At 50.3% G+C, this 13,154-nt stretch carries 9 protein-coding genes; 5 read left to right on the top strand and 4 right to left on the bottom strand.

What is annotated here, in order from left to right:
- The first annotated feature begins 100 nt into the window (after nucleotides 1–100).
- The 3 genes from EL633_RS15205 to EL633_RS15195 all read left to right on the top strand — a co-directional run bounded on the left by EL633_RS15205 (nucleotide 101) and on the right by EL633_RS15195 (nucleotide 3,675).
- On the top strand, nucleotides 101–901 hold the full coding sequence (locus EL633_RS15205; RefSeq protein ID WP_126627994.1) for an alpha/beta fold hydrolase: 801 nt from the start codon (nucleotides 101–103) through the stop codon (nucleotides 899–901).
- Nucleotides 902–1,044: 143 nt separating this feature from the next.
- A complete protein-coding gene (locus tag EL633_RS15200; protein ID WP_126627993.1) occupies nucleotides 1,045–2,115 on the top strand; it encodes a phospholipase D-like domain-containing protein in 1,071 nt (356 codons plus the stop codon).
- Between the two features lie 483 nt (nucleotides 2,116–2,598).
- Nucleotides 2,599–3,675, top strand: a complete 1,077-nt coding sequence (locus EL633_RS15195) for a hypothetical protein (RefSeq protein WP_126627992.1) — start codon at nucleotides 2,599–2,601, stop codon at nucleotides 3,673–3,675.
- 206 nt (nucleotides 3,676–3,881) lie between these two features.
- On the opposite strand, the gene EL633_RS15190 is transcribed toward EL633_RS15195, so the two are convergent.
- Nucleotides 3,882–6,104 (bottom strand): ATP-binding cassette domain-containing protein, encoded by a 2,223-nt coding sequence (locus tag EL633_RS15190; protein ID WP_126627991.1) that lies wholly within the window; start codon nucleotides 6,102–6,104, stop codon nucleotides 3,882–3,884.
- 122 nt (nucleotides 6,105–6,226) lie between these two features.
- Nucleotides 6,227–6,598, bottom strand: coding sequence for a VOC family protein (locus tag EL633_RS15185; RefSeq protein ID WP_246039142.1), 372 nt, complete (start codon nucleotides 6,596–6,598; stop codon nucleotides 6,227–6,229).
- 343 nt (nucleotides 6,599–6,941) lie between these two features.
- Here EL633_RS15185 and EL633_RS15180 point away from each other — a divergent pair, with 343 nt between their 5' ends.
- Complete coding sequence (locus tag EL633_RS15180; RefSeq protein WP_126627989.1) at nucleotides 6,942–7,817, top strand: sigma-70 family RNA polymerase sigma factor; 876 nt, start codon at nucleotides 6,942–6,944, stop codon at nucleotides 7,815–7,817.
- A gap of 98 nt (nucleotides 7,818–7,915) precedes the next feature.
- Here the strand turns inward: EL633_RS15180 and EL633_RS15175 are convergent, their stop codons facing one another.
- The gene (locus EL633_RS15175; protein ID WP_126627988.1) at nucleotides 7,916–9,040 is read right to left on the bottom strand and encodes a substrate-binding domain-containing protein; all 1,125 of its coding nucleotides are present in this window, start codon (nucleotides 9,038–9,040) and stop codon (nucleotides 7,916–7,918) included.
- A 487-nt stretch (nucleotides 9,041–9,527) separates the two neighbouring features.
- On the opposite strand from EL633_RS15175, the gene EL633_RS15170 reads away from it, so the two are divergent.
- A complete protein-coding gene (locus tag EL633_RS15170; protein ID WP_126627987.1) occupies nucleotides 9,528–12,473 on the top strand; it encodes a sugar-binding protein in 2,946 nt (981 codons plus the stop codon).
- A gap of 94 nt (nucleotides 12,474–12,567) precedes the next feature.
- Here the strand turns inward: EL633_RS15170 and EL633_RS15165 are convergent, their stop codons facing one another.
- Nucleotides 12,568–13,008, bottom strand: a complete 441-nt coding sequence (locus tag EL633_RS15165; RefSeq protein ID WP_126627986.1) for a TIGR03667 family PPOX class F420-dependent oxidoreductase — start codon at nucleotides 13,006–13,008, stop codon at nucleotides 12,568–12,570.
- Between the last annotated feature and the right edge of the window lie 146 nt (nucleotides 13,009–13,154).

Here is a 13,154-nt window from a genome sequence, read left to right as displayed (position 1 = left end):
GTGTCTGTTTATGCGAAGGCAGATGCAAAGATGCATGTGAAGCTATATGTGGTGTATAATACACGCGATTTGCACTATTTTATCCGAAAAGGAGCAATGTATGCCCTATATACATGTCAATGGCGCTGAACTATATTATGAGGAACAAGGCAGCGGTTCTGAAACAATCTTCTTTTCACACGGCCTGCTCTGGAGTTGTCGCATGTTTGATGGGCAGGTCGCAGCGCTGCGCGATCGCTACCGTTGTATTGCCTTTGACCATCGCGGCCAGGGTCAGAGCAAAGTGACGCGTACCGGCTACGATATGGAAACGCTCTATGAGGATGCCGCCGCCTTGATTGAAGCATTGGGAAACACGCCATGCCATTTTCTTGGACTCTCCATGGGTGGTTTCGTAGGCATGCGCCTGGCAGCACGACGACCTGAACTACTCAAGTCACTGCTCCTTCTAGACACCTCCGCTGATCCAGAGCCCGTCGAACACCAATCCAAATACAAACAGCTTGCCTTCATCGGACGTTGGATGGGTATACGCATGGTCAGCGGACCAGTAATGGAGCTAATGTTTGGGCAGAAGTTTCTTCACGATCCAGCCCGAGACGAGCAACGTACTACATGGCGGCAACGACTCATCAACAACAATCGTATTGGCAGTGCCCGCGCCACCATAGGTGTGGCCAAGCGCCAGAGCGTCTATGATGAGATCGAGAAGATCAGTGTCCCAACGCTCATCCTCGTTGGCGAACAAGATATAGCCACGCCACTCACACACGCTCAACGACTCCACAGCAGGATTGCTGGCTCGCAACTGATCGTTATCCCTGAAGCGGGACACACCTCAACAGTTGAGGAACCAGAGGCGGTCAACGCTGCAATCAATACATTCCTTGCTAATCTGTAGCGTGTTATAGTACTAGTAAAGCAATCTACTCCATCTGCTTTGAGGTTACGAGCATCTAGTAGAGTCAAAGGTTGGCTCTCTGAGGCTGTATCTGGAGGCAGCAAGAGCTAAAACAAATTTTAGAAAGTGAGTTCGCATAATAGATGGATCCATATTGGCCTCACCACGCTCCTGCAAAAAGTCATTTTCATTTCCCAGTTTTACCCGCAGGCGCTGGCTCACATATTTCTCTTGCTGGCATCCAGCCAGATGCAGGCATGAAGATCATTCAAGATATCATTGCCTCAGCCACAAAATCGTTGTGGATCGAAATGTACCTATTCGACAATGATCATGTGGCACAGATGCTTCTGAGACAGAAAGCTGCCCATCCCGGGCTAGATCTCCGTCTTCTGCATCATCAACCAATCTTGCCGCTCAGCCTGGATCCCACTGGCAAGCAGCGTTTTCCTGCCTGGGCCATCCCCAATAGAGCTATTCGTACAGATGGACAACCTGTCTCCGTCCACCATGCTAAATTCATACTTGTCGATGCAGATGTGCCGGGGAAGGCGAAGGCATATATCATGACCGCCAATTTTACGGCCCAGGCGCTCGGTGGGAATCATGCAGGCTACGCCAATCGCGAATACATCATCTGTGATACCGATCCCCATGATATTGCGCTCCTCAAAGCCATCTTCTTAGCGGATCAAGCCGGTCATCCGCTACCTATGATCCCTGCTACGTCCAATCTCATTGTCTCCGATATCAACGCACTTTCATTGTTGCCTTTATTACTGCGGACCGCCAAACACAGCCTGGCCATCCAGATAGAATATCTCAACGATCCTCCTGGCGAAGGTGCACTCAATCTGAAGCAGATCGTCTTGCATTCGGCCAGGAGTGGAGTTGCGGTACAACTGATGTTACCTCCACTGTCGCCTCAGCCAATGGGGGCACCAGCGGCTGATAACAATCAAACCTATCGCATCCTGGCACCTGAGGTCGCAGTCAATGTGACACCACACTATTTTATGCATGCGAAAATGATTATTGTTGACAGACAACTCGCATTTGTCGGTTCACAAAACCTCAGTCATCAATCGCTCCACTATAGCCGTGAGGTTGGTATCATGATCTCGAACCCACACGTCGTATCGAGCCTCCTTGCAACCTTCAATGCCGATTGGAAGTATGCTCAGGCGTATGCAGCAAAAATTCATCATCAATAACTGACGGATAATCCTCAGAAGCGTTCTTCTGAGGATCTGCTATGCCACTATTGGCCGGTGATCAGCGACCAAAACTCCAAATCTTCTTCTGCAGCATCACTCCAGGTAACATTTTCCAGCCTAAAAATGCATGGTCATTTTTCTCAAACAGAGAATGGTGGTAAAACCGGTATTTGATAAAATTTTCGACGCATCATCGCTTCAATTGCCCTGTCTCACTCGGAATTCTTTACTCATCCATAAATCCTATATCTCTTTAAATTTAAAAAATGCAGAATTAGAGTAGTCATATCTTCCTGTATTTTAGTGATTCATTTGACATCACCCTGTACCATCGGTTAAAGTCTACCAATATAGTCACTACATATGGTCATGTACCATATGTAATGCTTATTTACATGGAGATAACGATGATGTGTAGTCTCATCGCTATCTCCATGTAAATAACTATCGTTCAACTGTAAAAAGTGAGAGGGAATTCGTATGTTGTTTAGAAATCGTCATTGTAGCATCGTTACTGATATTCAGGATAGTGCTATTCCAGCAGAGACACCAGGAGGTACTACAAGTCAATTCGTTGAGCAAGGGTCATCTCCTGATACTGAAAAAGTGCTGGCTGCCCCTGCCAAAACGAATTCTGCTTCTTTTTCAACCGCTAAAAACTCCCTGGGGAAATCAGGGGCAATGCGCAACAAGCTTACAACGACATCACTACGTATGCCTGCCATTTTTCCTATCAATGGAAAAATGGGTCTGAGTATGGTACGTCCACAAGGAAGCAATGCGCTCATTTATACCGGCATTGCATTGATGCTCGCGGTGATCATCGCTGGAGCATTCATGGTTGTGCTTCCATCTCGTTCGAGCGAGGCATTTGGAACGAGCACGCCTCCTAAACCTACCGTGCATAAGGCTCCGGCGAAGCAGCAGCATAGACCCATTCTTACGGCAAAGACGGCAACACCAAAGCCTGTAAAACGGAATACATCTCATGCCAGGCATGCATTCAAGGCAGCAGAAAGAGCTCAAAAGCCTGTCCCAACTCAGGCCCCAGCGCCAGCTCAAGCCCCCGTGCAGGCACAAGCTCCTGCACCAGCACAGGCTCCTGTCCAGGCACAGGCTCCTGCACCAACTCAGGCTCCTGTTCAGACACAGGCTCCTGCCCTGACATCCTATGTAGCCGGCAATACTGATAGTTCAGCACGCTTTTTTGTCGGTCAGTGTACTTTTTGGGCGAACATCCATTACCACAATTTGACCGGATGGTGGGTTGGCTGGTCAGGTAACGCCAATGCATGGGCAGGTGGGGCTGGTGCCTCTGGTTGGATTACATCGTCTATGCCTAATCCAAATGGACCGTCCATTGTGGTACTGCAAGCCTATACCCAGGGAGCCGGTGCTGCCGGGCATGTGGGTGTTGTGGAGTCAGGTGTGAGTGCGGCAAGCGCCAATGCGAATGGCGTAAGTGTCAGCCATATGAACTGGGATGGCGGTTGGAATCAGGTCAGTTATGGAAAATTCCATCCTGGTGCAGGCGTTACTTTTATCTGGCATCCATAGACGTTTTTCGATACCTGCCGGCGAGGACGTATCCTTAGATAGATACGTGCGCTTTATCTTGCAGGTACAGGTAAACTTTTAGCAAGTTTACAACAAGAGGTAGACTGAGAGCAAGGTACTGCTACCAACTCTTTTCTCTCAGTCTATGCTGTCCATAGTATTTCTAAAGCTATTTCAAATCAGCATTCACCAAGCCACCGGGCCTGTTAGAGGTACTTACCCGTCAGCGAATGACTGGCGCTAAGGAGTTCTTGCGGTGTCCCCTCGAAGATGACCTTGCCACCTTTATTGCCGCCTTCTGGTCCCATATCAATGATCCAGTCTGCGTTGCGAATCACATCAAGATGGTGCTCAATCACAATTACTGTGTTCCCACTATTGACCAGCCGGTTCATGATGGTGAGCAGGCGACCAATATCTGACAGGTGCAGCCCGGTCGTTGGCTCATCCATGACATAAATACTCCCCTGTTTGTGGAGTTCGCTGGCCAACTTCATGCGTTGGCATTCGCCACCCGAGAGCGTGCTCAGTGGCTGGCCCAACGTCAGGTAATCCAGGCCCACGTCGCTCATCGCCTGAAGCTTTGGCAGCACTTCTTTGATGGTAAAAAACGAACGTGCCTGGCTGATGGTCATGCTCAGGACATCGGCAATTGATTTGCCGTTGAAGGTATAGGCCAGCACCTCCTCCTTAAAGCGCTTGCCGCCACACACTTCACAGGGAAGCTTGACGCCCTCCAGGAAGCCCAGGTCGGTGTAGGTCACACCCAGACCCTGACAGTTAGGACAGGCCCCCTTGGAGTTAAAGCTAAACAGGCCAGCATCAACCTTGTTGGACGCCGCAAAGGCCTTACGCACATCATCCATAATACCGGTATAGGTGGCGGGATTGGAGCGACTGGAAGTGTTCAGGGAGGCTTGATCAATCACTACTGCTGCCTGGTGCTGACTGAGAAAGGCTTCATTGATTAACGAGCTTTTGCCTGAACCAGCCACGCCGGTGATGACCGTCAGCACGCCGGTGGGAATATTCACGCTGACATCCTGCAAATTGTTCACCGTCGCGTGGGCGATTGACAGTGCCCCGGTCGCCTGGCGAAAGCTCTCCTTCAACGGCCTCTTACGCAGCAAATGGTTGCCGGTCAGTGTATCGGACTGGAGCAGGCCGGAGAAATCGCCTTCATAGACAATCTTGCCGCCTTCACTTCCAGCATGTGGTCCCATATCGACGATGTAGTCAGCCCGCTTAATCACATCAGGATCGTGCTCTACGACAATGACCGTGTTCCCTTTGTCGCGCAATTTTTCCAGCAGTTCGTTCAGACGATGGACATCGCGCGGGTGAAGTCCGATGCTTGGCTCGTCAAAGATATACATGACATCGACCAGGCTACCGTTAAGATGCTTGACCATTTTGACCCGTTGCGCTTCACCTCCAGACAGGGTATCAGTGGATCGATCCAGACTAAGATACTCCAGGCCAATATCCACCAGATGTTGCAGCCGTTGGATCAACGTGCGCGCGATTGGCGCCGCCGCCGGTTCTATGATACCCTTGACGACCTCCAAAAGCTCATCAATCTCCATCGAGGCCATGTCGGCAATATTGTACCCATTGACCTTACAGCTTAAGGCGGCCTGGTTGAGACGGGCACCCTTACAGAGCGGACAGGGGCCAGGTTTCAAAAAAGGCTCGACCTTTTGCCGTATGCGAGGCGAGAGCGTCTGGATGTCACGCGCAACGAACTTACGATTAAACTTGTACACCAGTCCCTCATAGGTGTTGTACGGCAGCCCTGTATGTTTGCGCGGTTCGCTATAGAGAAGCAGGTCCCGTTCCTCTGTTGTATAATCGGCTATCTTCTTGTCGTTATCGAAGAAGCCAGACTGCGCATAAATGTCACTTTCTAATTTGACCAGCCCTGGAGCAATAACGGCTCCCTCGTTCAGCGATTTTGTGGTATCAATCAACGCGTCCAGGGTAATGCCAATCTTACGACCCAGGCCATTGCATTCCGGGCACATGCCCTGTGGATCGTTAAAGGAAAAGGCGTTGGCCAAACCTACATATGGTTTTCCGATTCGTGAAAAGAGGATGCGCAACACAGGCGCGATGTCAGTGACCGTGCCCACCGTCGATTGCGATCCACCCCCCAGACGTTTCTGGTCAACAATCACGGCCATGCTCAGATTCTCAATCTCATCGGCGTCTGGTTGAGGATAGCGTGGCAGGAGGTTGCGAATAAACATGCTAAAATTCTCGAACAACAACCGTTGTGCTTCGTTGGCGATGGTATCAAAGACCACCGATGACTTCCCCGAACCAGACACGCCAGTAAAAATGATGATTTTGCGCTTGGGCAGCCTCAAGGAGACATCCTTAAGGTTATTCTCGCGCGCGCCACGAATCTCGATATATTCTTGAACCATAGTGATCTCTGTTTCCTCTACATCGCTTAACCAGACGTTACCAGGCATCCGCTTTTGACTGTGCATGAAGGCAATTGGCGCGACGCTTTACATAATCCAGCGTCGCGCCGAGTGAGAGGCGACTAGGCCTGCACCGCCTGCCACCGGTTGCCATCAGGATCCGCAATTTGAAACCACTTGACACCAGAACCCGGACCATACAGATCATCCTTCACTTCGTCGACCTGGACCCCCTTTGCTTTAAGCTCGTTGTACTCTGCTTCAATATTTGAAGTCGAGAAATAGAGCGTCATTGTACCAGGTTTCATGTGTTCATGCATCGTTGACAGCGTGAGAGAGGCGCCTCCTCCTGGCAGTGCAAGAGAGACCCAGTGATGGTCACCTTTTCCGTAGTCAGTGGTGACGGACCAACCCAATTGCTCCGCGTAAAATGTTTTGGCCTTCGCCATATCTGTGACCGCTATCATTACCATTAAAATCTTTTCATCAGCCATAGTTATAACCTACCTTTCACATACCATAAAACAGCGTGTTTGGTGTCCTTTTCGATTTCACCGCAGGCGGCTCTTTGAGCCAGATCTCAGTGGTGTTTTCGTGCGTCACTTGGTTGACGAACCAGCGCGCAGAAATGTGACCGTTGGACGCACCATACAAATTTCTTGACGTTCAGGTGTAATCTCGAGGGGGCCACGCCCATGCAACGCTTTAAAGAGGGTCTGTTTCCCTGTTACATCGGCTAGATTTCCCTCGTCACTACAATGACGGAACGCAACGAAAGAATGTGACCGCTAAAAGTACGTCTCACCCATGAGAGAATAGCATGAAAGAATAGAACTGATGAACAAACACGAATGGCTGACGGAACAATTCGAGGCTAACCGGACCCACCTGCAAGCGGTGGCCTACCGTATGCTCGGCTCACTGAGCGAGGCAGACGATGCCGTACAGGAGTCGTGGCTGCGCCTCAACCGCTCTGATACAGGCGATATTGACAACCTGGGAGGATGGCTGACCACGGTGGTCGCGCGAATTTGCCTCGATATGTTGCGTTCGCGAAACTCACGACGCGAGGAATCACTGGAGGCGGTTGTATCCGAGTCCATCGAGAGCCGTGAAGAGGGGGTCAACCCGGAGCAGGAAGCGTTGCTGGCCGAGTCAGTCGGGATTGCGCTGCTGGTCGTTCTCGACACGCTACCTCCCGCCGAACGGCTCGCCTTTGTGCTGCACGACATCTTTGCGATCCCGTTCGACGAGATTGCGCCGATCGTGGAGCGTTCGGAGACGGCAACAAGGCAACTCGCCAGTCGCGCACGCCGCCGCGTACGGGGAGCGGAAATGGCGAAGACGGCCGATTTCGAACGCCAGCGTACAGTGGTCGATGCCTTCCTTGCCGCCTCGCGCACCGGAAACTTTGAGGCGCTGCTCACAGCGCTCGATCCGGAGGTTGTGTTTCGCCTGGATGGAGCGACCTCGCCCAAAGGTCTATCAAGAAAGGTCCACGGTGCGTCAGCCGTGGCCAGGCAGTTCTCAGGACGTGCTCAAGGTGCCCGAGAGGCTCTCGTGGATGGCGCAGTGGCAGCTATTGTGGCACCGCGTGGCCACCTGTTCCTCGTCCTCACTTTCACGATCAAGAACGACAAGATCGTCGAGATCGAGGCGGTCGCCGATCCTGCACGTCTGCGCCAGTTGAACCTTGCCGTCCTCGACGACTGACGAACGGCCACCCGTCAAACACCGCATGCCTGTCCGGCTCGGTCAAGTTCGTGCTCTCTCAATCAACCGAGGGAGCACGATGGGCAGCACGCTTTTCTCTATTTTGAGATACGTGGCCTGGGACGGATCCAGGTCACCTCTTGTGCAGGTTGCTGACCTTGTATGAGAATATCGAGCATCGCAAACATCGCCTGCACAATATCCTGTACATCATACTCAAATACCGTCATTCGTTTGGTTCGGCCAAATAAAACGGATGATCCGACGTTCGCATGGGTGACAATTTTCAGCTCTTCTCCAATACGTACACCCAGTTCTTCTAGCGCCACAAGTGCCCCATCGGTCATCATGTCATCACCAATCACCACTCCATCTGGTCTGGCATGGTTGGATGTTCCAAAGACTTCTTTGGCCAGCAAATAGCCTTGCTCTTGCAGCGTCAGGGATTTATGTGCCAGCAGATCGTGTGGTAATTGTTGCGTCTGTCTCACCAGATCGGGATTAAAGGGAATCATATTCCTGGTAAGAGCTTCACGAAACCCACGCCATTCGTTGACAAGCTCCCAGTCCTGAGAATGTCCACTATTATACATCCAGAGACCAATCTTCTTGCATTTTTGTTGAATGAGCGAGGTTGTTGCCAGTTGACCAAACTCTACACCGTCCAGTTGCACAATCCAACGACCGGGACCCGCAAAAGTGATATACGGGACATGCAGGTTGTCAATCCAGTCTTTTGCTAGGGTGTTGAGACCAACCGCTAAAATAGCGTGTGCCTCACCATTCTGAATCAATTTCGTTATATCTTCACAAATAGTATCAACAGTATTCTGCATGGAATTGACGACATGAAACGAATAACTTTCATCCTTCACCAGGGCACGCCTTTGCGCCTCCTGCTCCAAACGTACCCAGAGTAAAGGCCAGAAAGGAGAGATGGTGTCGCCCTGGAGATTGGCCGAGTCGAACATAATGGAGATGGATTTTCGATAGATCCTGGGGGATACATAAATACCCTGACGATCTTTTCTATACACAATATGCTCTTTCTCAAGCAGATTTAATACTTCCCCGATAGTAACACGCGTAGTGCCTAGCATATCACACAGCATACGTATAGACGGTAATTGCGCATCTGGCCCTCTCTCATAAGCAAGAGTGCGCAGGCGCTTACTGAGTTCCTCAAGTTTGCTTTCTTCTCGTGCTGGTTGTTTTAGTACCACGTTTTCTTATTCCTCGTGCCTTATTCCATATCAGTCAGGTCAAAAACATTTGTGAACTAGCACAATCATAAGCTATTTCGTGGATCCTGTCAACACACTCACATCTTATGCTCAATTCATGCAGTAAGTACCGAAATTCCACCAATTTCAGACAAAGTCTTGACAAGCCATGAACCACTTCCCTATACTTGTACTAGCACAGAGAAAGAGACACAAGCAATCACTATAGACCCTGTTTCTTTCTCCTATCCTACTCATTCCAGTACGCAGTTCAGGTCATCATGTGTTACAGACATCATAATTTTGATGAACAGAACACTCCATAGTGGGGTTTTGTGCTCATTCATCTCGCAGAGGGGAGGCAGAAACCAGGGATGTAGTCATATGCCTACACGATCTTTTCATTTAGCGGGTCGTACATCTTATTCTGTACGTTTCAACCAGTATCTTCATAGCAGAAGATCTCTTCATTAAGGAGTCTACATTGATGTTCACAAACCCTGGCTTGCATGAGCAGAACAAACGTTCAGCGTTGAAACAGAAGCGACGAAGGACCTATCTCGCCCTTCTCAGTATCTTTCTCCTGACCGTATCGACGGTGGCCGCTTTCACCACAAAGGCGCATGCGGATGCCCCCACGATCACGATCAATAAAAACGTCGCCTTCCAACAGATTGAGGGCTTTGGGACGTTCGGCAACAAGTATCCAGACTATTTTGGCACCTCTGAACAGGATCGCTGGAATGATAGTTTCCTGACGTACTATCTGAAAGATCTAGGCGCAAGTATGAACCGTGAGGCCATAAGTCCTGATTATGAGCCATCAAGAGGTCAGTACGATGCGAGCGTCATGAAAACCTCAACCGATTACGTGAAAGCGCTAGAGGCAAAAGCCAGTGATTTAGGACTTCCTCCTGTCAGGATTATTCTATCTCTATGGACACCGCCGGCATGGATGAAACAGAATAATAGCCAGTCTGGAACCGATAATAGCACGAATCGGCTCAAGGATGATGATCAGACACGACAGGATTATGCCGATTTTCTGGTCCACTACCTCAATGACTTTAAAGCTCAGTCTGGCGTGTATCCTTATGCGGTCAGCCTGCAAAACGAGCCAGAATTGGCACTTAGCTATGTTTCTTGCTACTATCCTGCTCCTGCTCTGGCAAAGTTGCTGTCTGTTGTCGGACCAGCATTAAAGCAAGCAAATATTCCTTCTAAGATTGAATATCCTGAGGATGTTTCAAACCCCGGCATGCTTGCTAACTATTTGTCGAGTGCGGAACAAGACGCAACGGCGAAGCAATATCTTAATACCTTTGTGGTCCATGGCTATTCGGGCAATGGGGTCGACCCCGTCGGGGATTCGCAGAACTTCTGGCAGGGCATTTATGATATGACGGCGCCGTATAATTTGTCGAATTGGATGACGGAAACGTCCGGGTATGATGATACACAGTGGGCGGGCGCTTTTAGACTGGCGACCGATATGCAGACGGCCCTGAAATATGGTCATTTGAGTGCCTGGGTCTGGTGGCTCAATAGTGACTCTGACGATAGCAAACAGGGGCTATTAGATAATAATGTACAGCCAACCCAACGTTCTGCTGTCTCTACCCAGTTCTTCCGCTTTATCCGCCCGGGCGCTGTGATGGTGGATGCATCATCTAGCGATTCAGGGATCCTTTCAACCGCCTTCAATGACTCAGCCAATCACACGCTAACAACTGTCCTGATCAATAATAGTAGCGCTGAGAAAACGGTCTCGCTGAATTTGACTGGTCAGCATGTGCCTTCTCAGTTTACGGCCTATCGCACATCGGCGAATGAACAGGTCGCGAATGTAGGCACGGTCACCAATAGCGTTACCCTTCCAGCCAATAGTGTCACGACCCTCAGTGGCACCTTCAGTGGCGACGATAACCAGCAGGCCGCCCCCACGATTGTAACCCAGCCAAAGAGCCAGACTGTCAGCGCTGGTCAGCAAGTAACATTGAACGTCCAGGTAGGAGGGCCTGTTCCTTTTACCTATCAATGGCAACGGAACGGCGTCAACATTGCTGACGCGGTTGGACCACAGTATACGTTCTCGTCAACGGGTAATGATGATGGCGCACAATACACGGTCACAGTGAAAAATGCCAATGGCCAGGTAACCAGTCAGGCGGCGACTATTACACTGGGAACCTTTACTGGAGCAACCTCGGTCTATACGGCGTCACCGGTCAAAAGCAATACGGATGCAATCTGGAGTACGGCCCCTTCCTACAATCTGACGAAGACAGAAGGCTCGTCTCAAAATGGCTTCTCAGGCAGTTTCCAGAGCGCATGGGACAATGACAATCTCTATATCCTGGCAAAACTGAACGATAGCAACTATAGTCAGGATAGTGACGCGATAGAAGTATATGTCGATGGGAACAACGACAAAGGCTCAGGATACGATGCAAATGACTGGCAGATAGCCCTCGATCAGAGCAGCTATTCCATGAAAATCTACCAGAATGGTAGCCAGGTGAATCCTTCAAGTTTCCCAAGCTATGGGCAGTTCGGTGGATCTGGCAGCTATACACAACTGCTGGCGATTCCATGGTCTATCCTGAATCAGACCCCTTCGGCTAACGCTCTGGCTGGCCTGGATGTCGCGATTATCCAGGGTTCAACTAATAGCAAGACATTCTGGAATGCGACCAGCAATGATGATTGGCATAATCCTGGCCTGTTCGGAACTGTCCAACTGAGCAATAGCGGCGGCACAGGTGGAGGTACGCCAACACCTACACCGACGCCTGCTCCTACAACGACACCGACGCCTGCTCCTACAACGACACCGACGCCTAATCCCACAGCGACTCCTACTCCTGACCCCGGAGGTTCGCTGCCGGCTCCCTGGAAAACCCAGGATATCGGTTCTGTCGGTGTTGCGGGTTCAGCTTCCGCGAATAATGGCACCTTTACGATTGCGGGTGCGGGTGATGATATAGCGGGAAACTCCGATAGCTTCCGCTATGTCTATCAGGATCTCAATGGTGATGGCACGATTATTGCCCATGTGGCCAGCATGGATTACGCCAATGGCTATGCCAGGGCTGGAGTGATGATACGTGAATCGCTCAACAAAGATGCGTCACATGCCTTCATGGCCCTGACCGCCTGCTGCGGCTCAGTTCTGCAGGATCGAGCAAGTTCAGGTGGCGATAGTTCCTGGAATAATGGACCCATCGCTGGCGCACCCTATTGGCTGAAACTGGTCCGGCAAGGTCATACCTTGACTGGTTACATTTCTAGCGATGGCACTCAATGGTCACAGGTCAGCGCGCAAACCATCACTATGGCCACAAATGCATACATCGGTATGGCAGTAGTTTCTCACAATAATGGAGTGCTTGAAAAAGCGAGCTTCGATCATGTCAGCGTAACAACACCATAGCGTCTCTTCATTATAAAATAGACAGTTCCAGGAGGTGCATTGCATCCCCTGGAACTGTCTATTTTAGTTGACGGCTTTTTTCACGTACTCTCTCTTATGAAGATGAGCCGCGCACTTTTATGGGATAGATGCGCAAGGCTACCGAATACTCCGCCGCAAACTGTGCTGGCGAGCCAAACTTGCTGGTCATCCAGTGGTGATATTTCGCCAGATAGAGCGGATGTTGATCAGCAGGAGATTCAGCGGGGCTGATCTGGGCATGTCCGGTAAATACGATGATTCCAGAACCGGTCTGGTCACCATTGAAATGCAACGCCACCTGGGAATTCTGGCGCACAAAATCCAGGCGTTTGGCATGAGCCAGATTATAGACCAAAAAATTGGATGCAGCCTCATCCCACCAGAACCAGATGGGGGCTGGTTGAGGCATCCCACCTATATTCACTGTGGTAAGCCACATAAGATACTCTTCATGCACGCGACGCCGTACATTTTTCCCAAAGGGCGTGTCGCCATCGGGAAGTTGAAAGGTCATGCTCTACAGTCCTTTCTCATTTATTGCTCTATGCTCTCATTCATCAAAGAGCATTACCGCGCTATCTCTGTGATACTGTCAGATTGACACAAGCATACCATTGAGCTACCTTTAAAACAAGAATGTACAAAAGGAATTCTTGAGTC

The sequence above is a fragment of the Dictyobacter alpinus genome (assembly GCF_003967575.1).
Classification (GTDB): Bacteria; Chloroflexota; Ktedonobacteria; order Ktedonobacterales; family Ktedonobacteraceae; genus Dictyobacter; species Dictyobacter alpinus.
This window is presented reverse-complemented; position numbering and strand designations above follow the sequence as displayed.